Here is a 23,901-nt window from a genome sequence, read left to right as displayed (position 1 = left end):
CTGCTCCGTCAGTCGGCCGGGCGCAGGCCGGCCAGCCGCCGGCCGGCTTCGGCGAGGACCTCGGGACGTTTGCAGAAGGCGAACCTGACCAGCAGTCGCCCGGCGTCCGGCTCGTCGTAGAACACCTGGGTCGGTACCGCGACCACGCCGCAGCGCTCCGGTAGGGACAGGCAGAATTCGATCCCGTCGGTGCCGCCCAGCGCGCTGATGTCGGCGGTGGCGAAGTAGGTGCCCTCCGGCACCAGCACCCGGAATCCGGCCTCGGACAGCCCGGCCACCAGTTGGTCGCGCTGCGTCTGCATGTTCTGCCGCAGCCCGGTGTAGTAGCTGTCCGGCAGGTCCAGCGCCACCGCGATGGCCGGCTGCAGCGGCCCGCCGTTGACGTAGGTGAGGAACTGCTTGACCCGGGCTGTGGCGTTGACCAACGCGGCCGGCCCACTGGCCCAGCCGATCTTCCAGCCCGTACAGGAAAAGGTCTTGCCGGCCGACGAGACGCGCAGCGTCCGGTCTCGCATCCCGGGCAGGGTGGCGAGCGGGACGTGCGGGGTGTCGGCGTCGGTGAAGACGAGGTGCTCGTACACCTCGTCGGTGACCGCCCAGATGTCGTGCTCCTGGCAGATCGCGGCGATCGTGGTGAGCTCGGCGACGGTGAAGACCTTGCCGGTCGGGTTGTGCGGGGAGTTGAGCAGCACCAGGCGGGTACGCGGCCCGACCGCGGCGCGCAGTGCGGCGGGGTCGAAGGCGTACCGGCCGTCCCCGTCGGGGCGTAGGGTGACCGGCCGGCGGACCGCCCCGGCGAGCGCGATCGCGGCCGCGTACGAGTCGTAGTAGGGCTCGAAGCAGACGACTTCGTCGCCCGGCTCGCACAGCGCGAGGATGGCGGCGGTGATCGCCTCGGTCGCGCCGGCGGTGATCAGGACCTCGGTCTCCGGGTCGTAGTCGAGACCCCAGAAGCGCTGCTGGTTGCGGGCGACGGCGGTGCGCAGCGCCGGGATGCCGGGACCGGGCGGGTACTGGTTGTGGCCGCTGCGCAGCGCCTCGGTGGCGGCGGTCAGCATCACGGTGGGCCCGTCGGTGTCCGGGAAGCCCTGGCCGAGGTTGACCGCGCCGGTGCGGACGGCAAGAGCGGACATCTCGGCGAAAATCGTCGTGCCGAACGGGCGCATGCGGCGGACCAGGGGGTCGATGTCGGCGGGGGCGCCGGGGGAGGTGACCACCTTGCCACTTTATGCGGTCCATCGAAACAGATGACGGCGCCCGTACTTTGCACTATAAGACGGGTTTGGTCAGTTACTGCTCAGCGTGCTTGATTGATTGCTGGGGTTATGCGCACCGCTGATGAGCGATCGTGGGTTACGCTTCGACCCATGTGTGGAATCGTGGGGTACGTCGGCACGCGGCCGGCGCTGGGCATCGTGCTGGACGGGCTCCGGCGGCTCGAATACCGGGGCTACGACTCGGCCGGCGTGGCGATCGTCTGTGACGACGAGCTGCGCACCGAGAAGCGGGCCGGCAAACTCGCCAACCTGGAGAAGGCGCTCGGCGACGAGCGGTTCGGCACCGGCACGGCCGGTGACACCACCACGGTCGACGGCACCGGCTGCCCGGCCCCGGTCGGCATCGGCATCGGCGACGGCACCGCCGGCATCGGCCACACCCGGTGGGCCACCCACGGCGGACCGACCGACCGCAACGCCCACCCGCACGTGTCCCGGGACGGCCGGATCGCGGTGATCCACAACGGGATCATCGAGAACTTCGCCAAGCTGGTCGCCGAGCTCGAAGCCGACGGGGTCGAGTTCGTCAGCGACACCGACACCGAATGCGCCGCCCACCTGCTCGCCGCCGCGCTGGCCGACCTGCGGACCGCCGGCGAGCCGGAGGGGCCGAGGCTGCTGGCCGCCGCGATGCGTCGGGTGTGTCAACGCCTCGAAGGCGCGTTCACCCTGCTCGCGGTGGACGCCAGCATCCCGGACGCGGTGGTCGGGGCGCGGCGCAACTCTCCGCTGGTCGTCGGCCGCGGACCGGGCGAGCACTACCTGGCCAGCGACGTTTCCGCGTTCATCGAGCACACCCGCGACGCCGTCGAGCTCGGCCAGGACCAGGTCGTCCTGATCACCCCGGACAGCATCGAGATCACCGACTTCTCCGGCGCGCCGGCGCTCGGCCGCGACTTCCACATCGACTGGGACGCCTCCGCCGCCGAGAAGAGCGGCTACGACTACTTCATGCTCAAGGAGATCGCCGAGCAACCGCAGGCGGTCGCCGACACGCTACTCGGCCGGCTCACCGAGACCGGCGAGATCATGCTGGACGAGGTCCGCCTCACCGACCAGGACCTGCGCGACGCCGACAAGATCTTCATCGTCGCCTGCGGTACGGCGTACCACTCCGGGATGGTCGCCAAGTACGCCATCGAACACTGGACCCGGATTCCGTGCGAAGTGGAGCTGGCCAGCGAGTTCCGCTACCGGGACCCGGTGCTGGACCGGTCCACCCTGGTGGTGGCGATCTCCCAGTCCGGCGAGACGATGGACACCCTGATGGCGCTGCGGCACGCCAAGGAGCAGAAGGCCCGGGTGCTGGCCATCTGCAACACCAACGGCTCCACCATTCCGCGCGAGTCGGACGCGGTGCTGTACACCCACAGCGGCCCGGAGATCGCGGTCGCCTCCACCAAGGCGTTCCTCACCCAGCTGGTGGCCTGCTACCTGATCGGCCTGCACCTGGCCCAGGTCCGCGGCATCAAGTACGCCGACGAGGTGGCCGCCGTGGTCAGCCAGCTGCAGGAGATGCCGGACAAGCTGCGGCAGGTGCTGGACTCGATGGAGCCCGTCCGCCAGCTCGCCCGGGACCTCGCCACCGCCAACCAGGTGCTGTTCATCGGCCGGCACGTCGGCTACCCGGTCGCCCTCGAAGGCGCGCTCAAGCTCAAGGAGCTCGCCTACATGCACGCCGAGGGCTTCGCCGCCGGCGAGCTCAAGCACGGCCCGATCGCCCTGATCGACCAGGGCACCCCGGTGGTCTGCGTGGTGCCCTCACCGGCCGGCCGGGGCATGCTGCACGACAAGATCGTCTCCAACATCCAGGAGGTACGGGCCCGGGGCGCGCGGACCGTGGTGATCGCCGAGGAGGGGGACACCGCCGTGGCGCCGTACGCCGACGATCTGATCTACGTGCCGCGCACCCCGACGCTGCTGGCCCCGCTGCTGACCACAGTGCCGCTACAGGTGCTCGCCTGCGAGATCGCCGCCGCCCGGGGGCACGACGTCGACCAGCCCCGGAACCTGGCCAAGTCGGTCACCGTGGAGTGACCGCCGCGCCGGTGCCGGGGCGGCTGCCAGCCGGGTGGTCGGCGCCGAGCACGATCCGGGCCATCGAGTCCAACGCCGGATTGTCCCCGGCCCAGTAGCCCAGATGCCCGGACGCGTCACCGGTGAAGACCCGGGCGCCGAAGTCCTCGCCGCTCGGGTCCTCGCCGTGCCACAGCCGGTCGCCCGGCCACAGCTGCGGCCAGGTCGCCCGGCGGATGACATCGTTGTCGGCGGTGGTGGCCCACACCCGGTCGGCCGGCACCGCCAACTCGTCCACCCGATCCACCCCCACCCCGGGCGAACCGACGAAGATCAGGTTGTCGGCGGCCAGGCCGGGTGCCTGCGCCGCCGTACCCACCACCAGCGAGCCGTAGCTGTGCCCGAGCACCGTCAACCCGCCCGGGTCGCCGTCGCGGTTGACGCCCAGACCATCCTGGAACCGGCGCAGATCGGCGGCCCCGGCCCGCGCCGGTGCGGTGCTGGCCGCCTCGTCGACGAACGCCGGCGCCGGGTAGTCCAGCCACAACACGGCGGCGGTCGACTCCTGTGGAGCCAACTGCTGGCAACGTCGCAGCACCTGCTCGGTGCGCACCAACTCGCCGCCGACCCGGTCGAGACCGCTACCCATCCCCGGCACGTGGGTCAGCACACGTCGGGCCTGGTCGGGATCGCCCAGCGCGAGGATCACCCGGCCGGTCGAGGCGGGAGCCGACGGATCACCCGCCCGGCCGGCACCGCCGTCCAGTGCCAGCAGGTAGGCCCGCGGGCCGGCCGGGGACGCGAGCCGGTCGTCGACCGTGGCCAACCCGGCGATCAGCCGATCAAGCCGGCGCAACCGCGGCACCGCCGTCGGGTCCGTGCTGTCGAGCAGCGCCGCCCGCTCGGCCAGCAAGGCTGCCCGCTGCCGACCCAGCAGCAGCCGGTTCGCCTGGTCCCGAACGGCCGCCGGTAGACCGTCCCACCGGCCGACCCGGGCCGGCTCGTGCCGGATCAACCAGCGTCGCTGCGCGTCGTCCAGCCCGGCCCACCAGGCCCGCACCGTCGCCGGCAAGGCCGACGGCGGCGGCCGCGTCGCCGGCGGGCGGGCCGGCCAGCCCTGGCTGGCGGCGGTGGCGGCCGCGTCGAGCTGGCGGGCCGCGTCGACGTCCGCCTCGGTGGCCAGGGCGAGCGCGTCGGCGACGCCGGCGGCCACCCGGCGGGCACCGGCCAGGGTCGGCCCGTCCGGACGGGTCACCGCCGGATCCACGCCGACCCGGCCGTCCCGGTCGATCGACAGACCGAGCGCCCCCGCCGTGGCGACCCAGTCGGCGAGCACCGCCTTGGCCCGGGCCAGCTGCTCGGCGTACCGGCTGAGGATCTGGTCGACGACGCACAGCGCCGGGCCGACGGCGTCGAGCCGGTCACCCAGGCCGGCCAACCGGGTGTCGGCGGCGGACGCAGCCGGGCCGGACCAGCCGGCGCGCAGCGCCCCGGCCGCCCCGGCCACCTCGGCGGCCCGCCGCTCGACCGCTGGTTGCCGCCGCCGCCAGCCGTACGCGGCCCGCTGCCAGGCCGCCGGGTCGGCCCGCCACAGCTGCCGGTACGTGATCACCTGGCCAGCCGGTGGACCGCCCGCCAGTCGGCGGCGTCGTACTCGTCGGCGGCCCTGGCCAGCGCCTGACCGGTGCCGGCCGCGTCCGCGCCGGCCCGGCTCACCTGGCGGTGCACCGCGGCCTCCACCGCGACCAGCAGGTCGGCCGCCGCCCAGCCCGGTGCGGCGACGCTCAGCTCCGGCTGGCCGGCCAGCCCGTGCCCCAGCCGGTAGGCCAGCCCGGTCAACCGGTCGGCGGCGTCGTGCAGCACAGCCGGCCGCACCCGCAGCGGCCCGCCGCCGGCCGGGCCCACGTCATTGCCGGGCAGTTCACCCATGTCGCCTCCGTTCACCCATGTCGCCTCCGTCGGCATGTGTCGATGGGCAGACGCTATCCGGAACCGGCGGCGTGGCGGGGACCCTGTGGACAATCGGCGCAGCGGTTACCGTCCCGCCGGTCACCACCGCCGGTAGGGTGACCGTGGGCGGTGAGCGACGAAGCCGGCGCGGCGGAGGTGCGAGGAGATGATCCAGGTGTGGCGGGTGTCCGACGTCCGCAGCGCCGAGCAGGCGCTGATGGCGACCGTTCCACCGGGGACACTGATGCACCGGGCCGCCGCCGGCCTGGCCCGCAGGTGCGCCACCCTGCTCACCGAGCGCGGCGGGGTCTACGGCGCCGAGGTGCTGCTGCTGGTCGGCTCGGGCGACAACGGCGGTGACACGCTGTACGCCGGGGCCCGGCTGGCCCGCCGGGGCGCCCGGGTCACCGCCTGGCTGCTGCGACCGGACCGGGCCCACCGTGGCGGGCTCGCCGCGCTACGGGCCGCCGGCGGCCGGGCCGTCGACGGCGCCGGCCGGCACGCGGACCTGATCCTGGACGGGATCGTCGGCATCGGCGGCACCGGTGGGCTGCGGGAGCCGGCCGTCGGTGCGCTCGCCCGGGCCGGTGAGCTCACCTCGGCACGTGGCGGTCGGCCGGTGCTGGTCGCGGTGGACGTGCCCAGCGGCGTGGCGGTCGACACCGGCGGGGTGCCCGACGGCGCTGCGGTGCCGTCGACCGGAGCGGGCCTCGCCGGGGCCGGAGCTGCCGGGGCCGGGACGGACACCGTACGGGCCGACGTCACCGTCACCTTCGGATGCCTGAAGCCGGCCCTGATGGTCGGACCGGCCGCCGCCCGCGCCGGCCACGTGGAGCTGGTCGACATCGGCCTGCGACCGTGGTTGCGCGGCACACCCGCGTTCGAGGTGCCCGGTCGCGACGACGTGTCGGCCTGGTGGCCGTCGCTGGCCCCGGCCGCCGAGAAGTACACCCGGGGAGTGGTCGGCGTGGCGACCGGATCGGCGACCTATCCGGGCGCGGCGGTGCTCTCCGTCGGCGGGGCGGTCGCCGGGCCGACCGGCCTGGTCCGGTACGCCGGCAGCGCCGCCGCCCAGGTGCTGGACCGGTATCCCTCGGTGATCGCCACCGGTCGGGTCGCCGACGCCGGCCGGGTGCAGGCCTGGGTGTGCGGCTCCGGGCTGGGTGGCGGGGAACACGCCGTCACCGAGCTGCGGTCGGTGCTGGCCGCGCCGGTGCCGGTGGTGCTGGACGCCGACGCGTTGACCATGCTGGTCGACGGCAGCTGGGCCGAGCAGCTGCGCGGCCGGCAGGCACCCACCGTGATCACCCCGCACGACCGGGAGTTCGCCCGGCTCGCCGGCCAGCCACCCGGCGACGACCGGGTCGGGGCCGCGCTGCGGCTGGCCGCCTGGATGCGGGCGACCGTCCTGCTCAAAGGCGACCGTACGGTGGTCGCCGGCCCGGACGGACGGGCGTACGTGAACGCCACCGGCACCCCGGCGCTGGCCACCGGCGGCACCGGCGACGTGCTGGCCGGTCTGCTCGGCTCGCTGCTCGCCGCCGGGCTGGACCCGCAGCGGGCGGCGCTGGCCGCCGCGTACGTGCACGGCCTGGCCGGCCGGGCCGCCGCCCGGAGCGGGCCGGTCACCGCAGTCGAGGTGGCTGCCGCGCTGCGCCCCGTGGTGGCCGACCTGACCGTTGAGTGACGGCGACCTTTCAACAGGTGACGATGATCTGACCCGGTCGGGCGCCGACCTGACCGGCCGGGAACCTGCCCGATCAGGTGACCGGTCAGTAGGCTGGCCTCATGTGGCAGGCAGAGGTGCGGGTCGACCTGGACGCGATCCGGGAGAACGTGGCCCGGCTGCGGGCCGGCACCAGCGCCGAGCTTATGGCGGTGGTGAAGGGCGACGGGTACGGCCACGGCATGGTGCCGGCGGCCCGGGCCGCCCTCGACGCCGGAGCGGACTGGCTGGGCGTCTGCACCCTCGGTGAGGCGCTGGAGCTGCGCGGTGCCGGGCTGACCGGGCCGGTGCTGGCCTGGCTGCTCAGTCCCGGACTGCCGCTACACGACGCGGTCGCCGCCGACGTCGACCTCGGCGTGGGCAGCCGCGCCCTGCTGTCCGAGGCCGTCGCCGCAGCCCGACTCGCCGGCCGGCCGGCCCGGCTGCACCTCAAGATCGACACCGGGTTGTCCCGGGGTGGGGCCACCGGCGACGACTGGCCAGAGCTGGTTGAGGCAGCCGCCAAAGCGCAGTCCGACGGCACCGTCGAGGTGGTCGGGGTGTGGAGCCACTTCGTCTTCGCCGACGCGCCGGGGCACGCCACCATCGACCGGCAGCTGGCGGCGTACCACGACGGGCTGGCCGTGGCCGGCCGGTACGGGCTGCGCCCCCGCTACCGGCACCTGGCCAACTCGGCGGCCACGCTGACCCGGCCGGACACCCACTTCGACCTGGTCCGCCCCGGTATCGCCTGCTACGGGCTGTCCCCGGTGCCGGGTGAGGATTTCGGCCTGCGGCCGGCGATGACCGTCCGCGCCCGGGTGATGCTGGTCAAGCGGGTCCCCGCCGGGCAGGGCGTCTCCTACGGGCACACCTACCACACCGGACGGGAGAGCACCCTGGCCGTGGTGCCGCTCGGCTACGCCGACGGGGTGCCCCGGCACGCGTCCAACACCGGGCCGGTGCGCCTCGGCGGCCGGACGCGCCGGATCGCCGGCCGGGTGTGCATGGACCAGATCGTGCTCGACTGCGGCGACGACGAGATCAACGCTGGGGAGGTGGCCACATTGTTCGGTGACGGACGCGACGGCGGCCCGACCGCCGACGACTGGGCCGACGCGGTCGGCACCATCAACTACGAGATCGTCACCCGGTTCGGTAGTCCCCGGGTGCCCCGGACCTACCAGGACAGCCGGCCATGAGCGGGCAGCGGGTCGGTGCGCAGAAGGTGGCCCGGACCGCCGGCGTCGTCGGCGCGGCCATCGGCGTCGCGGCTGCCGGGGTGACCGCGACGGTCGCCGCCGAACGCGCCCTGGTACGTCGGCTCAAGCGGGAGGTGGCGGACCGGTACGCCGACGAACCCTTCGGCGAGCTGCCCTACGACGAGACCCGGGTGGTCACCGCCGCCGACGGCACCGACGTCTACGTGGAGATCGTCGAGCCGGACGACGCGGCACCGCTGCGGCCGACCATCGTCTTCGTGCACGGCTACTGCCTGGACATGGGGACCTTCCACTTCCAGCGCCGGGAGCTGACCCGGCGGGGAGAGTACCGGTTGGTCTGCTACGACCAGCCCGGCCACGGCCGCTCCGGCCGGCTGGAGTCCGGCGACTACGAGATCGACGCGCTCGGTGAGACACTACGCGCGGTCATCGAGCAGGCCGCCGGCGACGGCCCGTTGATCCTGGTCGGACACTCGATGGGTGGCATGACCATCATGGCCCTGGCGCAACGGCATCCGGAGCTGTTCCGCGACCGGGTGGTCGGCACCGTACTGATGGCGACCTCGGGCAGCCTGGCCGACGAGGCCCGGCTCGGTCTGCCGGCGATCCTCAGCCGCGCCGGCTCGCCGCTGCTGATGCTGGTCAACAACGCCACCCGGCTGACCGGCGGAGTCATCGACCGGCTGCGGGTGGCCACCGCCGACCTCGCCTGGCTGCTGACCCGCCAGTACGGCTTCGGCACCGCCCGGCCCAGCCCGGCGCTGGTCAGCTACGTGGAACGGATGAACTCACGGACCTCGGCGGAGACCGTCACCCGGTACGTGCGCACCCTGCTGACCCACTCCCGGTACCCGGCACTCGCGGTGCTGGAGAGCAGCCCGACGCTGGTCATCGTCGGCGACAAGGACATGATCACCCCGGTGACCCACTCGGAGGAGATCCTGCGTCGGCTGCCCGACGCAGACTACGTGAAGATCCCCGACGGCGGGCACGTGGTGATGCTGGAACACGCCGACCGGGTCAACGCGGCGCTGTTCGCGTTCCTTGCGAAAATTGCCCGATGACCGTCCGGATCCCGCTACCCGAACTGGCCGACACCCACGACCTCGGCCGCCGCCTCGGCCGGCTGCTGCGCCAGGGCGACCTGGTGGTGCTGACCGGTCCGCTCGGCGCCGGCAAGACCGCGCTGGTGCAGGGGATCGGCGACGGCCTCGGGGTACGCGGCGACGTCACCTCGCCGACCTTCGTCATCGCCCGGGTACACCAGCCGGATGCGGCCCGGGGCGGCACGCTCACCCTGGTGCACGCCGACGCGTACCGGCTCGGCGACGCACCCGACCCACGGGCCGAGATCGACGACCTCGACCTGGACGCCGACATGGACCGGGCGGTCACCGTCGTCGAGTGGGGCGAGGGGATGGTCGAGCAGCTCGCCGAGGCGCACCTGCTGGTCCGCATGCACCGGGCCGAGGACGACTCCCGGACCGCCGAGTTGACCGGGCGGGGCCCCGGCTGGTCGGGTCGGCTCGCTGCGCTGGACCAGCCGGCCGACCATGCTGGACGGTGATGTCGTAGCCGACCCGTAGAGTGCCGGACGGCGCGCAGCCCTCCGTGACCGGGCGGCGGCCACCACCGAGGTGTGACGAAAGGCTCCCGAGATGCTCGACCTGCTGGCCATGTTGCCTCCTGCCTGGGCCACCGCGCTCACCCCGCACCTGGACCCGGCCGGCACCGCCGCGCTCGGCCGGTACGTCGCCGACGAGTACGCCGACCAGACGGTGTACCCGCCGGTGGAGGATCTGTTCACCGCGTACCGGCTGTGCCCGCCGGAGCAGTGCCGGGTGCTGATCCTCGGCCAGGACCCGTACCACCGGGCCGGGCAGGCCCACGGGCTGAGCTTCAGCGTCCGTGACGGGGTGCCGGTGCCGCCGTCGCTGCGCAACGTCTTCAAGGAGCTGGGCACCGACGTCGGGGTGCCGATGCCGCGCAGTGGTGACCTGACCGGCTGGGCGGCCCAGGGGGTGCTGCTGCTCAACGCGGTGCTCACCGTGCGGCAGGGCCGGCCCGGCTCACACGCCGGCAAGGGCTGGGAGGGGTTCACCGACGCCACGATCGCCGCGCTCGACGCCCGCGACCAGCGGGTCGTCTTCCTGCTGTGGGGCGGCTACGCGCGCAAGAAGCGCGGATTGATCACCAACCCGGGGCACGTCGTGCTGGAGGCCGGCCACCCCAGCCCGATGAACCCGCGGGGTTTTCTCGGCAGCCGGCCGTTCAGCGCCACCGACAAGGCGCTGGCCGATGCCGGCCTGCCCGGCATCGACTGGAGCCGGACCGGCGGTGCCGGTCAGCCGGTGGCCGGCTGACCGGTCAACCGGCGCGGCCCGGTGCCGGCTGACCGCCGCGGCCCGCCCGGTGCCGGTCCAGTAGCCGGGCGACGCCCGGATCGGCGATCGCCAGCTCGGCCAGCGGCACCACCGGGTAGTGGCGGTCGCCGTGCCGTACGTCGATCGACTCGGGGAGTTCGTCGCACATCCGGGCGTGGATCTCCCCGGCTATCGTCTGCCACCGGTGCGGATACGGTTCGCGCGGATCGACCGGAATGTGCCGGTACTCCTGCCAACGGTCCATCCACCGGCTCGCGTACCGGCCGGTCAGCCATTCGGTGATGTGGTCCGCCTCGGACCAGAGCAGGGCCACGTGCACTCCGGGTGCCGGCACCGGTGCGCCCTGCAGCAGTGCGGCGGTCGGGCCGTCGAAGACGTAGCTGATTCCGTCGATGTGGCGGCGGAACCGCTCGACGTCGGTGTCCAGGAGCCGGTCATCGATCCCGCTGGTGGCGAGTTGCGCGATCTGCCGGTCCACGTCCTCGCCGATATCCTCGACTCCGACCACGAGCTGCCGGCCCAGCGCCGCGAACAACCGCTCGACCAGTGGTAGCGCCGCGCCACGGTGACCGGACTCGACCCGGGCCACGGTGGTCTGCGCGATTCCGGTGGCCATGGCCAGATCCCGCTGGGTCAGCCGGCGGAGTTCGCGTTCCTGCCGCAGTAGCCGGCCGACCTCCCCGCCGAGCCGGGTCGACGATTCCATCCGCTGATGGTTCCTGTCCGAGACCGATCATGTCCATCCTCGACGGATGTCCGGTTCCCGACCGGCGGCGCGCGGGCGGTTGGGCGGACTCCCGGGCGGCCGGGCTCAGGCCGGGCTCAGGCCGGGCTCAGGCCGGGCTCAGGCCGGGCCCGGGTCGGCCCTGGGTCGGGCCGGAGGACATGGTCTCTCTCCAGGCTTGATGCACCTGTGGCATCAAGATGCACGTGTGGCATCAGGTCCGGAGAGTACGAGTGGCGGGCGATACGCGCGATACGCGCGATACGCGCGATACGCGGGGGACGCGGGGCGTGGGGTGACCCGGCCACGGGCGCGCCGAGGGCAGACAGGAGCCGGACGCGGTGTCCGGTTAGGGTGCATACCGTGCTGGTACTGGTGCTGGATTCGTCGACTCCCGCGGTGACCGCCGCGCTGGCCGAGATCACCGACGACGTACGTCTGCTGGCCAGCCGACGTACGGTCGACGCGCGGGCGCACGGCGAGCTGCTCTCCCCGCAGATCGCCGCCTGCCTGGCCGAATCCGGCGCGGCGGCGGCGGACCTGACCGCAGTGGTGGCCGGGCTCGGACCCGGGCCGTTCACCGGCCTGCGGGCCGGGCTGGTCACCGCCGCCAGCATGGCACACGCCCTGGACATCCCGACGTACGGCGTCAACTCCCTCGACGCGCTCGGCCACGCCGCCACCGTCCTCGCCGGCAGCACCGGCGCCGCCGGCAGCGACGCCGCCCCCGGCCCGGTGCTGGCCGCGACCGACGCGCGGCGCCGGGAGATCTACTGGGCGGTGTACGCCGCCGGCGGTCGGCGGCTCACCGACCCGGCGGTCGGCGCACCGGCCGCCGTCGCCGAGGCCCTGCCGGGTCTCGGCGTGGCCACGGCCGTCGGCGACGGCGCCCTGCGGTACGCCGAACTGCTCGGCGTAGCGGTGCGACCCGAGCCCCGCTACCCGGACGCGCTGCCGCTGGCGCGGCTGGCGGCCGACCGGGTCCGCACCGCCGCGCCGACCGAGCCGCTGACCCCGTGCTACCTGCGCCGGCCCGACGCCGTCGCGGCGGCCGGACGCAAACCGGTGCTCCGGTGACCCAGGCCGACGGGCAGGTGCGGATCGTCCCGTTCCGCTGGTGGCACATCGACCAGGCGTTGCCGATCGAAGCGGACCTGTTCGGGGCCGAACGATGGTCGGCCGAGATGTTCTGGAACGAGCTGGCCAACGGACACCACTACCTGGCCGCCGTTGACGGTACCGACCAGCTCACCGGGTACGCGGGGCTGGCGCTGGTCGGCGACCCGGCGGCACCCGACGAGGCGTGGGTGCAGAACGTCGCGGTACGCCGGGACCGCCAGCGGCGCGGCGTGGGCCGGACCCTGCTGGTCGGACTGCTCGACGAGGCCACCCGACGCGGGGCCGGCCGGACCTTCCTGGAAGTCGCGGTGGACAACGCACCCGCGCAGCGGCTGTACGCGGCGTACGGTTTCGAACCGGTGGGCGTACGCCGTGGCTACTACCAACCCAGCAACACCGACGCTCTGGTGATGATGCGAGATGGCTGACGAACCACTGGTCCTCGGGATCGAGACCTCCTGCGACGAGACCGGGGTCGGTATCGTCCGCGGGCACACGCTGCTCGCCGACGCGCTGGCCTCCAGCGTGGCCGAACACGCCCGGTTCGGCGGCGTGGTGCCGGAGGTGGCCAGCCGGGCCCACCTGGAGGCGATCGTGCCGACGATGCGCCGGGCGCTCGCCGACGCCGGCGTCACCCTGGCCGACATCGACGCGATCGCGGTGACCGCCGGCCCCGGTCTGGCCGGTGCCCTGCTGGTCGGTGTCGCGGCGGCCAAGGGTTACGCGATCGCCACCGACAAGCCGGTGTACGGCGTCAACCACCTCGCCGCCCACGTGGCCGTCGACACCCTGGAACACGGTCCGCTGCCGGAGCCGGCGATCGCCCTGCTGGTCTCCGGTGGGCACTCGTCGCTGCTGCTGGTCGACGACCTGACCGCCGGGGTCACCCCGCTCGGCGCCACCATCGACGACGCGGCCGGTGAGGCGTTCGACAAGGTGGCCCGGCTGCTCGGTCTGCCGTTCCCCGGTGGGCCGCCGATCGACCGCTCGGCCCGCGACGGTGACCCGGCGGCGATCGCGTTCCCGCGTGGACTCACCGCGCCGAAGGACCTCGCCGCGCACCGGTTCGACTTCTCCTTCTCCGGGCTGAAGACCGCGGTGGCCCGCTGGGTCGAGGCCCGGGAACGGGCCGGTGAGCCGGTGCCGGTGGCGGACGTCGCCGCGTCGTTCCAGGAGGCGGTCTGTGACGTGCTGACCGCGAAGGCGGTCGACGCCTGCCGGGACCGGGGCGTCGAGACCCTGGTCATCGGTGGTGGGGTGGCGGCCAACTCGCGGCTGCGGGCGATGGCCGAGCAACGCTGCGAGCGGTACGGGATCCGGGTCCGGGTGCCCCGGCCGAAACTCTGCACCGACAACGGCGCGATGGTCGCGGCGCTCGGTTCGCATCTGGTGGCCGCCGGGGTACCGGCCAGCCGGCTGGACCTGCCGGCCGACTCCGCGCTGCCGTTGACCACGGTGAGCGTGTAATGTCCGGCGACGTGATCGTGCGGATGTGGGAGGCCAAGGCCGAGCCGTCCCGCCTGACCGAGTTGCTCACCTGGGTCTGCGACACCGCGCTGCCGGAGATCGAACACAGCCCGCTGCACCTGGCCAGTGAGGTCTTCTCGTCGACCGACGACCGGCTGGTGGTCATCTCGAAGTGGCGCAGCGGCCCGCTGTCGTTGCCGGAACCGCCGCTGCGGCTGGTCACCCGGCCACCGCACAGCTGGGACTTCACCCAGGTCGACCGCTGAGGCCGCCGCCGACCGGCCGGCGGAAATGGGAAAATCGGTGGATCGGCCACGTAACGTAGCCGTACCGTCGCGATGTCATGTGGTCACTACCCGTCGCCGATCCCGGCGTAGCCGATCACCGGTCAGCCCTGCGTCTGCTGCGCTGGCTGGCCGGACGTGCCGGGGCGTCCGTGGCCTGGGGGTCGGTGCTCAGCGTGGTCTGGATGGGCAGCCAGGCGTTGATGCCGGCGGTTCTCGGGCGCGCCGTCGACGTCGGCCTGACCGCCCGCGATCCGCAGGCGCTGCTCGGCTGGTCGGCGGTGCTGCTGGGGCTCGGGCTGGTCCAGGCGACGGCCAGCATCAGCCAGCACTGGTTCGGCGTGTTCAACTGGCTGTCCACCGCGTACCGCACGGTCCAGCTAACCGTACGGCAGGCCAACCGGCTCGGCGCCACCCTGCCGAAACGGCTGGCCACCGGCGAGGTGGTGAGCATCGGCACCGCCGACATGAGCAGTCTCGGCGGCGCGGTGGAGGTGGTCGCCCGGGCGGTCGGTGCGGTGGTGGCGATCGTCGTGGTCGCCGCGATCCTGCTCGGCATCTCAGTTCCGCTCGGGCTGGTGATCGTGATCGGGGTGCCGGTGCTGATGGCGGCCGTCGGGCTCGGCCTGCGGCCGCTGCACCGCCGCCAGCAGACCTACCGGGACCAGCAGGCCACCCTGGCGACCCTGGCCGGCGACATCGTGACCGGCCTGCGGATTCTGCGCGGCGTCGGCGGTGAACCGGCCTTCGCCGACCGCTACCGGGACCAGTCGCAGGAGCTGCGGCGGCGCGGCGACCGACTGGCCCGGGTCGAGTCCGTCCTGGAGGCCGGCCAGCTGCTGCTGCCCGGGATGTTCCTGGTGCTGGTGACCTGGCTCGGGGCGCGGCTCACGCTCTCCGGCGAGCTGACCGTCGGGCAGCTGGTCGCCGCCTACGCGTACACCGCGTTCCTGACCGGTCCGATCCGGACGCTGACCGAGTTCCTGCACACCATGACCCGTGGCCACGTCGCCGCCCGCCGGGTCGCGGGCCTGCTCGCCATCACGCCGGAGTTCACCGACCCGGCGTGGCCGCGCCGACTGCCGGACCGCGACGGCGAACTGGTCGATTCCACGTCCGGCCTGCGGGTGGCCCCGTACCAGTTGACCGCCGTCGCGGCCACCGCGCCGGAGGACGTCGCCGGGCTCGCCGACCGGCTGGGGCGCTACCGCGACGCCGAGGTCGCCCTGGCCGGCGTACCGCTGCGGGAGCTGGACCTGGCCGCGGTCCGGCAGCGGATTCTGGTGACCGACAACGACGACCGGCTGTTCACCGGCCGGCTGCGCGACGAACTCGACGGCACCGGGCGGGCCAGCGACGACGCGATCCGGGCGGCACTGGTCGCGGCCAGCGCCACCGACATCGTCGACGCGCTGCCCGACGGTCTCGACGCCGAGGTCGCCGAACGTGGCCGGGAGTTCTCCGGCGGTCAGCAGCAGCGGCTCCGGCTGGCCCGGGCGCTGCTCGCCGACCCGCCGATCCTGGTGCTGGTCGAGCCGACCAGCGCAGTCGACGCGCACACCGAGGTGCGGATCGCCGCCCGACTCCCGGCCGCCCGGACCGGCCGGACCACCGTCGTCTGCACCACCAGCCCGCTGCTGCTGGAACACGCCGACCGGGTGGTGTTCGTCGACGCCGGCCGGGTGGTGGCCGACGGCAGTCACGCCGATCTGCTGCGTACCGCGCCCGGGTACGCCGCCCTGGTGACCCGCGCCGAGTCGGCGGCGTCAAGCGAGCCGGCGGCGTTGAGTGAGGTGGCGGCGTTGAGTGAGGTGGCGTCGTGACGGCGTTGCCGGTCGCGGACCGGGCCGAGGTCCGCCGGTACGCCCGCGTCCTGGTCCGCCGGCACCCACGGATGCTGGCCGGTGCCCTCGCGCTGCACGTGGGTGCCGCGGTCGCCGGGCTCGCCGCGCCCCGGCTGCTCGGCGGCCTGGTCGAGACGCTCACCACCGGGACGGCGGCGGTCAGCGCAGTGGACCGGACCGCCCTGGCGATCGCCGGGTTCCTGGTCGGCCAGGCGGTGCTGGCCCGCTACGCGCACGTGGCGTCGGCCCGGCTCGGCGAGCGGGTGCTGGCCGCATTACGCGAGGAGTTCATCGGCCGGGTGTTGTCCATCCCGCTGTCGACGGTGGAGAAGGCCGGCACCGGTGACCTGCTCACCCGGACCTCGCACGACGTCGCCGTGCTGTCCAAGTCGGTGCGGTTCGCGGTGCCCGAGACGCTGATCGCGATCAGCACCGCGACCTTCATCTTCGGGGCGTTGCTGCTGGTCGGTCCGGTGCTGGCGGTGCCCTGCCTGATCGTGGTGCCGCTGCTGTGGGCGGGCACCCGCTGGTATCTGCGTCGGGCGCCGGACGGCTACCTGGCCGAGAGCGCCGCGTACTCGCGGATCACCGACGGGCTCAGCGAGACCGTCGACGGTGCCCGGACCGTCGAGGCGCTGCGCCGGCAGGAGCACCGGCGGCGGCGTACCGACACCGACATCGCCCGGCAGTACGCGGCCGAGCGCTACACACTGTGGCTGCGTACCGTCTGGTTCCCGCTGATCGAGATCAGCTATGTGGTGCCGGTCGCGGCGACCCTGGCCATCGGCGGCTGGTGCTACCTGCGCGGTTGGGTGACGCTCGGTCAGGTCACGGCGGCGGTGCTCTACGTGCAGATGCTGGCCGCCCCGCTGGACCGGCTGCTGAACTGGCTGGACGAACTGCAGCTTGGTGCCGCGTCGCTGGCCCGGCTGCTCGGCGTCGCCCAGCCGGGCCGGTCCGCGACCGCAGTGCCCCGCACGCCGGCCCCCGACGGTGTGCGCGCCGCCGACCCGGTCGCGGCGGTCGACGTCCACTTCAGCTACGTCGACGGCCGGGAGGTGCTGCGCGGGGTCACCCTGGTGCCGCAACCGGGGGAGCGGATCGCGATCGTCGGGCCGTCCGGCGCCGGCAAGTCCACCCTGGGCCGGCTGCTGGCCGGGGTGCTGCGGCCGACCGCCGGCTCGGTCACCGCCGGCGGCATACCGCTGACCGACCTCGCCCCGGACCAGCTGCGCGGCCGGGTCGCCCTGGTCACCCAGGAGCATCACGTCTTCATCGGTACGGTGCGCGACAACGTCGCGCTGGTCCGACCGGACGCCACCGACGCCGAGGTACGCGACGCGTTGGCCGCCGTCGACGCGCTGGACTGGGTGTCCGCCCTGCCGGCCGGGGTGGCCACGGTGGTCGGTGCCGGCGGCCACCCGGTCGGTCCGGACCAGGCCCAGCAGCTCGCCCTGGCCCGGCTGGTGCTGGCCGATCCGCAGACCCTGGTGCTGGACGAGGCGACGTCGCTGATCGACCCGCGTACCGCCCGGCGCACGGAGCGGTCGCTCGCCGCGGTGCTGCACGGGCGTACGGTGATCGCGATCGCCCACCGGCTGTACTCGGCGCACGACGCCGACCGGATCGCCGTGGTCGAGGACGGGCTGATCACCGAGTTCGGCTCGCACGACGAGCTGGTCGCCGCCGACGGTCCGTACGCCGATCTGTGGCGCACCTGGCAGGGTCTCGGGTCAGCCGGCCACCGCGTCGAGCGGGTCGGCGAGCAGCTGCTCGAAGGCGAGTTCGGCAGCGCCGATCAGCGGCGCGTCGTCGCTGAGTTTCGGGGTACGTAGCCGGACGTGCTTGTGACGAGGGTCAGTGAGGCAGGGCGGGCGGAGTTGAAACAGCCCCCGAGAGCGGCCGGGCGTCGACTGATTCCGCGCCCACAGGCGCGAAACCCAAGAGGGGCCGCCGAAAAACAACAGCGACCCCTGAGGGAGGTCGCCCACGGCTTCTCGTGCTGGTCAGGTCAGGATTCCAAGCGCCCCGTAATTAGCCCGGCGAGGAAGTTGCCGTAGCTCTCGCGGTCGAACGAGAGCGTCGGACCGCTGCGGTCCTTGGAGTCTCGGACCTGGACCCCGCCGCTATGCGCTCGAGTCTCGACGCAGCTATCGCTGCCGTTGCTCTTGGTTGACTTCTTCCAGTGTTGCGTCAGTCCGTTCACTTTATCCCCTCTGCGGCGGTTCGTAGCAATTCGGTCGATCTGTCCGTAGACAACGCATCCTGCGCCAACCTGTTGAATACGTCGCCATACGATGCTACCGCCTCGGGGTAAAGGTCCCCAGCGTAGGTCTCGCAGTACACGACGTCGTCACCCTCTGGAAAGCCAAGGATCACGAGCGGTCCGAGGGTGCCGGCGTGGGCACCTGCGGAGTATGGGATCACCTGGAGGTCGATGTTGGGCCGCGCTGCGATGTCCACCAGGTGGAGGATCTGGCGACGCATGACCTCCGCGCCACCGACCATCCGGCGGATGACTCCTTCGTCAAGGATGATCCACGTGCTCGGCGGGTCGCTCTGATCAAGGATGGCCTGGCGTGACGTGCGTACCGCGACACGCGTGTCGATCTCGTCGACCTTCAGTCGGACAGGTCCGCGTTGCAGTAGCGCTCGGGCGTACTCCTCGGTCTGGAGCAGGCCGGGCACGACCATCGAACCGAACGCCTTGATCGAGGTCGCTTCGCTCTCGAAGGCGATCAGGCTCGTGTACTTCTCGGAGATCGCCGCAGCGTACGGCTGCCACCATCCCCGGTCACCGCGCTTGGTCGTATCGGCGGCGGTCCGGGCCAGCCGTTCCGTGACCTCGGCGTCTGCACCGTAGCTCTGGAGCAACGCCTTGAGGGTCAACGGTCGAACACCAACCCGACCACGTTCGATACGGCTCAGGTGCGAGTCGGAGATGCCAGCCGCGCTGGCAGCCTGATCGATGTTCAGGCCGGCTGCCTCGCGCAGCCCCTTGAGTTCGATGCCCAGCTTCCGTCGAGCAGTAGGACTTGCCACGGCGGACAGTCTACGACCAAGGTCAACGATCAAGACACTTCTCCAAACACTAGCTCCAGACAGTTGCCTGACGCAGGTGCCTCGTGGGATTATTCCTGCGTTGCCCCTCGTCGTAGCCAGGGAGGTCGGGAACATGCCCAGTTCGACGAAAGTCCGCGCCGGAGTCGGTGTCTCCCGCAGCCGCCTTGACCCAAGGTGGCAGCGTCGAACCCGTTGGCACGGCCTCGACTCGTTAGCCGCCCGAGGCGCGTCGCAACGGGACGGGGAGACAATAAAGATGCTTATTGCCACAGTTGCAGGCACTGCAGTGGCCAGCTACCTGGCCGGACTACTCTCATTCAAGATCAAGTCTCGTTGGTGCCCGGAGTGCGGCGCGACCACCACTGACGCCATTGCGAAGAACGTCAGGAAGAACCTGTAGCAACCTCCGAAAAAAATAGCACGACCATCGTTTCTAAAAGCCACCAGACTTTGGTTGCTGGACGGGAGCCGTCTGGCAAGAACGGACGGGCATGGGCACCTACCACGGAGGAAACCAGATCGATCAGGCGCAAGCAACACTTGACAGGCATGCGGTATCCAGTAGTGACGGGCTGTGCGTGGAGTGTCGGGTGCTCGGCCCGTGCTCAGTGCACGAAGCGGCGGCCAGGGTGTTCTTGCTTTCGGCACGGCTCCCTCGGCGGCGACCTGGCGCGACGCGGCCGGAACTGATGGGCGACAAGCAGGATGAATTCAGTTGGCTATCAACGCGGGCGGCGAGCTGAGGTGCATAGTTTGACGGCTGCCGAGCCCCGAGATAGCGGGCTACACCCAGCACACATACAGGATCCGCCGGGTAGGTCATGGCTGAGAAACGCACCCGCGTGGTCGCCAGGTACGTCGAACTACTCGCCATCTCCTCGCCGCTCTGTCCCCGACGATCTCCGATCAAGGAACGGATCTTGTTTCATGGCTTATCAACCGGGACCGAACGAGTTGCTGCGGGCAGCACGACTGGCGCTGCGGTCTCCTTCGGGCTCGGGTCGGCCGTTGTCACGCCAGGAGTTGGCCGACGCGGTTATCACCTACCTGTATGAGCACGCCGGGCGACGCTCCGCCGTCGCGGGCCACTACATCGGCAATCTGGAACGCGGCCAGACCCGTTGGCCGTCCGCGCACTACCGCACAGCGCTGCGTGCGGTGTTGGGCAAGGCCACGGACGCCGAACTCGGCTTCTTCATCATCCAGGGCCACACCAACGATCCCGACGTCTCACCGGCCGAGCCACTCCCACCCGTGGGTCCGTCGCAGGCAGCGGTATCACACGGCCGTCCAGCGACGCCGCTGACCATCGCCCACTCTCCAGCCGCCACCCCTTCAGCGTCGAACGGCCACGAACCGGTAACCGTGCACGCGAAGACAGCGGTGGTGCACCTCAGCATGCACGAGGACACAGCTGTCACGGTGGTGCACCACGACGCGGTGCCCCCCGGCCATGTCGCGATTGTGGCCGGACCGATCCAGGTGCTGATCAGCCCCGCCGATGTCGAGCCCGTAAGACTCGCCCCGGTCGTTGCTGGTGTGCCGACGGTGGCGGGCGAAGCCCGGGTGTACCCGATCGCCCAGGGGCGGTGGTCGTGATGACCCGTGCACCGCACCCTCGGCCGCAGCATCAGCGTGTTCCGACCACGCCGCGCCGCGTCAGCCCTACGGGCGGCATCACACCCGGTCAGGTAGCCGACGCGCGCAAGGACCTCGGCCGGCACCTGGCCTTCTGGCGCGTCGCAGCCGGGTTAAGGCAAGTCGACCTTGCCACGCTCATTCGCTACTCCCGCAGCCAGATCGCCAACGTCGAAGTCGGCCGCGACAACACCACTCGCCGATTCTGGCTGAACGCGGACACGACTCTCGGCGCGCATGGAGCGCTCCTGGCGGTGTACGACCAGGTACACGCACTCATGCGCGACTTCCACGCCCAGACCGAACTGGAGCGCGACCTGGAACGCCAGCTTCCCACCACACAGCCGGCACCATTCACTCCTGCCGGCACCACATCCCCGGCATCGTGAGAGGAGTGCGGGCCAGTGGTCGTCGGTCGGTGGACCGCACGGGAGATCCGCGCGTTGCGCGAGGCGCTGCGCATGAGCGTGCGAGCGTTCGCCGAGCACCTCGGATTGGCCGTAGCTGCCGTTACCGCATGGGAGCACCGCACCACCCCCGCAACACCGACGCTCGCGGCACAGTCTGTGCTCGACCAAGCCCTCACCCTTGCCGACACCAACTCCAAGGCCCGCTTCCAGCTCCTTCTCGCTAACCCTGACGGCCCTGCTCGCCAACGTGACGGGCGAGTCACGGTGGACGGGCCAGCCACCGCATTGACGAATCGACAGGTAGGGGTACGTCCGGCCTCCTGATCACCACCAACGGCCGGAGTTAGGAAGGAGGCCGGTATGCAGCGTCCGATTCCCACCTTACGCGGCACCCCGACGCACGCCACCGCCGTGGAGCTCTATCAACGCCACCAGGTCACCGCAGCTAGAACGTGTGCGAGATGCGGTGGTCCGACGCCATGCGAAGTCCGGTCCTTCGCGGCCTCGGTCATCGCAGCAGCCGGGGACGACCCACTTTGGTACGACACACGAAGCGCCCTGTCTGCACCAGCCGCATCGGCGGCCAACGAGCCCCGGCACCCCGATCCCGCTCATTCGAATAACCCCGAGCTGATACAGGCGCGGACAGAGCCTTTCGGCTACTCGGTCGGTTGGCGCGATCTGTCGCCGGATGCCGAGGGCTTGCTCTACGAGCGGGAGCACTGATGGCCAGCCATCACCGCCCCGCACCCGTCCAGTCACCCGTCAAAGCAGCGGTGGCCACCCGGAATCGGCTCGTCGTGCCTCACAAGACGGGACGGACGACACCTCGGGAACGAGGCCCTCCCGGCTAGTCGAACTGACTCGTGCGTGGCGACATCTACGACTCAACCATCGACTTTCACCCATGCCATAACGGTCCGGTCGGACCAGATCCCGACCCCTGCAAGGGAGACATTGACCATGACCATGCTGGGTATGCCCGCTGTCCCGCCCGCGCCGCCGCAGGTCGCCGGGCCGGTGGCCTTCACCGCCGGACACCACTTCACCGTGACTGGCGCGGCAAGCATCGAGGAGCTTGCCGAGGCGGCGACGGTGCCGCTGTCGGTCATCCTCCAGATCACCAAGCGGTGCAACTTCGACTGCTCATTCTGCTCGGAGACGTTGCAGCTTCCCGACCCGACCTTGCCCGAGTTGGACACGATCCGCTCGAACCTTGCCGGGGTAGGCCGGGTATTCCTGTCCGGCGGGGAGCCGTTGCTGCGCAGAGACTTCGGCGACATCGTGGACATGTACAGCCCCGACTTCATCCTCGGTATCCCGACGAATGCCACCCGGGGGTTGCAGCACGCCAAGTCGATGGTGGACAAGGTGGCGTTCGTCAACGTCGGGTTGGAGGGACCACGCGCGACCACCAACCGGGTACGCGGCGACTACGACCAGGTGATGTCCGGTGTGCGCGCGTTTCTGGACGCTGGATTGCCGCTGTCGCTGTCAGCCGTGGTGTACCGGTCGACCCTGCACGCGTTGCCGTTCACCTACCAGATCGCGGATGTGATCGGAGCGGGCAAGCTGAAACTGATCCTGCCGCTGCGCAAGGGCAACGCCCTCGGCCTGGAGGCCAACGAGTTCATCAGTATCGACGAGGCGGGCCGGACGTTCGACCGGCTCATGGAGGCACGCTCGACCCACGACTGGCGGCCGGCGCTGCGCATGACGTGTTGGACCCCGGAAACCGAGGGTCACATGATCCTCGTGGAGGTCACCGGCAAGGCCAGCGCCTGGCCGGTGTACGACGCACCGGACCTGCTGGAACCTCTCGGCAACGTCCTCACCGAACCGGTGACGGAGATCTGGAAACGCTACCGGTACAAGCGCAACCACTTCGCCAAGTACCTCGGTGCCAGCATCCGCACCGCTGCCAACGCGGGCGCCCCCGCCTCCGATGGGCACGTCGGTGCGTGAGTACACCAACCTGCAATGGCCGCAGACGCCGTTCGGCGCCGAGCAACGACCCTTCGGCCGGCACTGGGACATGCTGACGGCCTGCACCCTTGAATGGTCCGGCCGCCCCGAAGAGGCGGGGCTACCGGTCGCGTCGGCGGCGGTGTACCTGCGGGTCCGCAAACACGGCACCGCCCAGCACATCGCCGACGACACGCTGTCCGTCGGGTTCCGGACAGCCGTCATCGAGGAACCGGGTGAGGTGCCGGACCTGCTCCGGCTCACCGACCGGGAGCTGACCGGTGCCCGCCGCCTCGGCGTCATCCTCGCCGGACACCGCCTCAGCGATGACCTGACCCGCATGAACGCCCTCTCAACGGTGCCGCTGCGCGGAGCGGCCGAGGTGCTTTCCGCCTGGGCGAACCGGACGGTCAAGCAACGCGGCGTCGCAGTCATGATCGACACCGCTGCGGAAGCCGCCGCGACCGGAGCGGAACTGGACATGCACCTGGAACCCGTGTCGGTCCCGGTGCCCACCTGCCCGACGTGCGCGTCCGGAGTCGCCCGATCCGCCCTGGCCCGGTGCCTGGCAGTCGGTCTGACCGCCGCCGTGCACACCGATCGCTACACCTGGGAGGGCACCTCTCGTGTGACCGAGACCATCGACCGGGCAGCGTGGGATGTCTTCACCACCGACACCGACACCGCCTGTTGCGCCACCCGCCGCATCGTCGGAACGGATACCAACACGGCCGCCGTGCTCACCTCTGCTCCAGACTGAACGGCGCTAGGGTCGGTGGCCGTCGCCCGTACCGAGGCGGGACGGGCGACGTCCACCGGCCGGCAAGCATGA

General features: G+C 71.8%; 22 protein-coding genes and 1 pseudogene. 16 read left to right on the top strand and 7 right to left on the bottom strand.

The window, feature by feature from the left end; translation table 11 throughout:
• Nucleotides 1-8 precede the first annotated feature (8 nt).
• Nucleotides 9-1,217 carry a pyridoxal phosphate-dependent aminotransferase gene (locus EDC02_RS32875; RefSeq protein ID WP_255500600.1) on the bottom strand — a complete coding sequence of 403 codons (1,209 nt, stop codon included), beginning with the start codon at nucleotides 1,215-1,217 and terminating at the stop codon, nucleotides 9-11.
• A 150-nt stretch (nucleotides 1,218-1,367) separates the two neighbouring features.
• Here EDC02_RS32875 and glmS point away from each other — a divergent pair, with 150 nt between their 5' ends.
• Nucleotides 1,368-3,314 carry a glutamine--fructose-6-phosphate transaminase (isomerizing) gene (gene glmS, locus EDC02_RS32870; RefSeq protein ID WP_123606093.1) on the top strand — a complete coding sequence of 649 codons (1,947 nt, stop codon included), beginning with the start codon at nucleotides 1,368-1,370 and terminating at the stop codon, nucleotides 3,312-3,314.
• Here the strand turns inward: glmS and EDC02_RS32865 are convergent.
• Entirely contained in the window at nucleotides 3,301-4,905 is a 1,605-nt protein-coding gene (locus EDC02_RS32865) for an alpha/beta hydrolase (RefSeq protein WP_233606570.1), read from the bottom strand. The two genes, glmS and EDC02_RS32865, sit on opposite strands and share 14 nt — an antisense overlap.
• Nucleotides 4,902-5,222 (bottom strand): hypothetical protein, encoded by a 321-nt coding sequence (locus EDC02_RS32860; RefSeq protein WP_123607336.1) that lies wholly within the window; start codon nucleotides 5,220-5,222, stop codon nucleotides 4,902-4,904. Before EDC02_RS32860 ends, EDC02_RS32865 begins: the two co-directional genes overlap by 4 nt.
• Before the next feature lie 187 nt (nucleotides 5,223-5,409).
• On the opposite strand from EDC02_RS32860, the gene EDC02_RS32855 reads away from it, so the two are divergent.
• The 5 genes from EDC02_RS32855 (at nucleotide 5,410) to ung (ending at nucleotide 10,534) form a co-directional block, all read left to right on the top strand.
• A complete protein-coding gene (locus tag EDC02_RS32855) occupies nucleotides 5,410-6,930 on the top strand; it encodes an NAD(P)H-hydrate dehydratase (RefSeq protein ID WP_123606091.1) in 1,521 nt (506 codons plus the stop codon).
• Between the two features lie 101 nt (nucleotides 6,931-7,031).
• Nucleotides 7,032-8,150 carry an alanine racemase gene (gene alr / locus EDC02_RS32850; RefSeq protein WP_123606090.1) on the top strand — a complete coding sequence of 373 codons (1,119 nt, stop codon included), beginning with the start codon at nucleotides 7,032-7,034 and terminating at the stop codon, nucleotides 8,148-8,150.
• Nucleotides 8,147-9,235, top strand: a complete 1,089-nt coding sequence (locus EDC02_RS32845; protein WP_123606089.1) for an alpha/beta fold hydrolase — start codon at nucleotides 8,147-8,149, stop codon at nucleotides 9,233-9,235. The genes alr and EDC02_RS32845 overlap by 4 nt, the downstream gene beginning before the upstream one ends.
• Complete coding sequence (gene tsaE, locus EDC02_RS32840; protein ID WP_123606088.1) at nucleotides 9,232-9,738, top strand: tRNA (adenosine(37)-N6)-threonylcarbamoyltransferase complex ATPase subunit type 1 TsaE; 507 nt, start codon at nucleotides 9,232-9,234, stop codon at nucleotides 9,736-9,738. The genes EDC02_RS32845 and tsaE overlap by 4 nt, the downstream gene beginning before the upstream one ends.
• A gap of 91 nt (nucleotides 9,739-9,829) precedes the next feature.
• Nucleotides 9,830-10,534, top strand: a complete 705-nt coding sequence (gene ung / locus EDC02_RS32835) for a uracil-DNA glycosylase (RefSeq protein WP_123606087.1) — start codon at nucleotides 9,830-9,832, stop codon at nucleotides 10,532-10,534.
• Nucleotides 10,535-10,538: 4 nt separating this feature from the next.
• On the opposite strand, the gene EDC02_RS32830 is transcribed toward ung, so the two are convergent.
• Nucleotides 10,539-11,261, bottom strand: a complete 723-nt coding sequence (locus tag EDC02_RS32830; RefSeq protein WP_123606086.1) for a helix-turn-helix domain-containing protein — start codon at nucleotides 11,259-11,261, stop codon at nucleotides 10,539-10,541.
• A gap of 381 nt (nucleotides 11,262-11,642) precedes the next feature.
• On the opposite strand from EDC02_RS32830, the gene tsaB reads away from it, so the two are divergent.
• From tsaB to EDC02_RS32800, 6 genes are all read left to right on the top strand, one after another.
• The gene (tsaB, locus tag EDC02_RS32825) at nucleotides 11,643-12,356 is read left to right on the top strand and encodes a tRNA (adenosine(37)-N6)-threonylcarbamoyltransferase complex dimerization subunit type 1 TsaB (protein ID WP_123606085.1); all 714 of its coding nucleotides are present in this window, start codon (nucleotides 11,643-11,645) and stop codon (nucleotides 12,354-12,356) included.
• 17 nt (nucleotides 12,357-12,373) lie between these two features.
• Nucleotides 12,374-12,826 carry a ribosomal protein S18-alanine N-acetyltransferase gene (rimI, locus tag EDC02_RS32820; RefSeq protein ID WP_123607335.1) on the top strand — a complete coding sequence of 151 codons (453 nt, stop codon included), beginning with the start codon at nucleotides 12,374-12,376 and terminating at the stop codon, nucleotides 12,824-12,826.
• Complete coding sequence (gene tsaD, locus EDC02_RS32815; RefSeq protein WP_123606084.1) at nucleotides 12,819-13,865, top strand: tRNA (adenosine(37)-N6)-threonylcarbamoyltransferase complex transferase subunit TsaD; 1,047 nt, start codon at nucleotides 12,819-12,821, stop codon at nucleotides 13,863-13,865. Before rimI ends, tsaD begins: the two co-directional genes overlap by 8 nt.
• A gap of 11 nt (nucleotides 13,866-13,876) precedes the next feature.
• Nucleotides 13,877-14,131, top strand: a complete 255-nt coding sequence (locus tag EDC02_RS32810) for a hypothetical protein (RefSeq protein ID WP_123607334.1) — start codon at nucleotides 13,877-13,879, stop codon at nucleotides 14,129-14,131.
• Between the two features lie 77 nt (nucleotides 14,132-14,208).
• A complete protein-coding gene (locus tag EDC02_RS32805) occupies nucleotides 14,209-15,972 on the top strand; it encodes an ABC transporter ATP-binding protein (RefSeq protein ID WP_123606083.1) in 1,764 nt (587 codons plus the stop codon).
• Nucleotides 15,969-17,828: an ABC transporter ATP-binding protein gene (locus tag EDC02_RS32800; protein WP_233606569.1), complete on the top strand. Its 1,860-nt coding sequence runs from the start codon at nucleotides 15,969-15,971 to the stop codon at nucleotides 17,826-17,828. The genes EDC02_RS32805 and EDC02_RS32800 overlap by 4 nt, the downstream gene beginning before the upstream one ends.
• Here the strand turns inward: EDC02_RS32800 and EDC02_RS42980 are convergent.
• The 3 genes and pseudogenes from EDC02_RS42980 to EDC02_RS32785 form a co-directional block, all read right to left on the bottom strand.
• Nucleotides 17,727-17,960: pseudogene (locus EDC02_RS42980) on the bottom strand (hypothetical protein); the annotation flags it as partial. The gene EDC02_RS32800 and the pseudogene EDC02_RS42980 overlap by 102 nt on opposite strands.
• A gap of 44 nt (nucleotides 17,961-18,004) precedes the next feature.
• On the bottom strand, nucleotides 18,005-18,199 hold the full coding sequence (locus EDC02_RS32790) for a DUF397 domain-containing protein (protein ID WP_370461594.1): 195 nt from the start codon (nucleotides 18,197-18,199) through the stop codon (nucleotides 18,005-18,007).
• Entirely contained in the window at nucleotides 18,196-19,035 is an 840-nt protein-coding gene (locus tag EDC02_RS32785) for a helix-turn-helix transcriptional regulator (RefSeq protein ID WP_233606568.1), read from the bottom strand. The genes EDC02_RS32790 and EDC02_RS32785 overlap by 4 nt, the downstream gene beginning before the upstream one ends.
• 948 nt (nucleotides 19,036-19,983) lie before the next feature.
• Between EDC02_RS32785 and EDC02_RS32775 the strand changes: the two genes are divergently transcribed.
• The 4 genes from EDC02_RS32775 (at nucleotide 19,984) to EDC02_RS32760 (ending at nucleotide 23,829) form a co-directional block, all read left to right on the top strand.
• Nucleotides 19,984-20,655, top strand: coding sequence for a hypothetical protein (locus EDC02_RS32775; protein ID WP_148083735.1), 672 nt, complete (start codon nucleotides 19,984-19,986; stop codon nucleotides 20,653-20,655).
• Entirely contained in the window at nucleotides 20,655-21,083 is a 429-nt protein-coding gene (locus tag EDC02_RS42050; protein WP_233606567.1) for a helix-turn-helix transcriptional regulator, read from the top strand. Before EDC02_RS32775 ends, EDC02_RS42050 begins: the two co-directional genes overlap by 1 nt.
• A 984-nt stretch (nucleotides 21,084-22,067) precedes the next feature.
• Complete coding sequence (locus EDC02_RS32765; RefSeq protein WP_123606077.1) at nucleotides 22,068-23,069, top strand: radical SAM protein; 1,002 nt, start codon at nucleotides 22,068-22,070, stop codon at nucleotides 23,067-23,069.
• The gene (locus EDC02_RS32760) at nucleotides 23,062-23,829 is read left to right on the top strand and encodes a hypothetical protein (protein ID WP_148083734.1); all 768 of its coding nucleotides are present in this window, start codon (nucleotides 23,062-23,064) and stop codon (nucleotides 23,827-23,829) included. The genes EDC02_RS32765 and EDC02_RS32760 overlap by 8 nt, the downstream gene beginning before the upstream one ends.
• Nucleotides 23,830-23,901: the final 72 nt, after the last annotated feature.

The sequence above is a fragment of the Micromonospora sp. Llam0 genome (genome assembly GCF_003751085.1).
In the GTDB taxonomy this organism is placed as follows: domain Bacteria; phylum Actinomycetota; class Actinomycetes; order Mycobacteriales; family Micromonosporaceae; genus Micromonospora_E.
Note: the sequence above shows the minus strand (reverse complement) of the source record. Positions and strands in the feature narration are given on the sequence as shown.

Bases quoted from the DNA above. Each gene is read 5' to 3' on its own strand.
- glmS (WP_123606093.1), top strand. From the start codon at position 1,368: ATGTGTGGAATCGTGGGGTACGTCGGCACGCGGCCGGCGCTGGGCATC.
- EDC02_RS32860 (WP_123607336.1), bottom strand. From the start codon at position 5,222: ATGGGTGAACTGCCCGGCAATGACGTGGGCCCGGCCGGCGGCGGGCCG.
- EDC02_RS32855 (WP_123606091.1), top strand. From the start codon at position 5,410: ATGATCCAGGTGTGGCGGGTGTCCGACGTCCGCAGCGCCGAGCAGGCG.
- alr (WP_123606090.1), top strand. From the start codon at position 7,032: ATGTGGCAGGCAGAGGTGCGGGTCGACCTGGACGCGATCCGGGAGAAC.
- EDC02_RS32845 (WP_123606089.1), top strand. From the start codon at position 8,147: ATGAGCGGGCAGCGGGTCGGTGCGCAGAAGGTGGCCCGGACCGCCGGC.
- tsaE (WP_123606088.1), top strand. From the start codon at position 9,232: ATGACCGTCCGGATCCCGCTACCCGAACTGGCCGACACCCACGACCTC.
- ung (WP_123606087.1), top strand. From the start codon at position 9,830: ATGCTCGACCTGCTGGCCATGTTGCCTCCTGCCTGGGCCACCGCGCTC.
- EDC02_RS32830 (WP_123606086.1), bottom strand. From the start codon at position 11,261: ATGGAATCGTCGACCCGGCTCGGCGGGGAGGTCGGCCGGCTACTGCGG.
- tsaD (WP_123606084.1), top strand. From the start codon at position 12,819: ATGGCTGACGAACCACTGGTCCTCGGGATCGAGACCTCCTGCGACGAG.
- EDC02_RS32805 (WP_123606083.1), top strand. From the start codon at position 14,209: ATGTGGTCACTACCCGTCGCCGATCCCGGCGTAGCCGATCACCGGTCA.
- EDC02_RS32775 (WP_148083735.1), top strand. From the start codon at position 19,984: ATGGCTTATCAACCGGGACCGAACGAGTTGCTGCGGGCAGCACGACTG.
- EDC02_RS42050 (WP_233606567.1), top strand. From the start codon at position 20,655: ATGACCCGTGCACCGCACCCTCGGCCGCAGCATCAGCGTGTTCCGACC.
- EDC02_RS32765 (WP_123606077.1), top strand. From the start codon at position 22,068: ATGACCATGCTGGGTATGCCCGCTGTCCCGCCCGCGCCGCCGCAGGTC.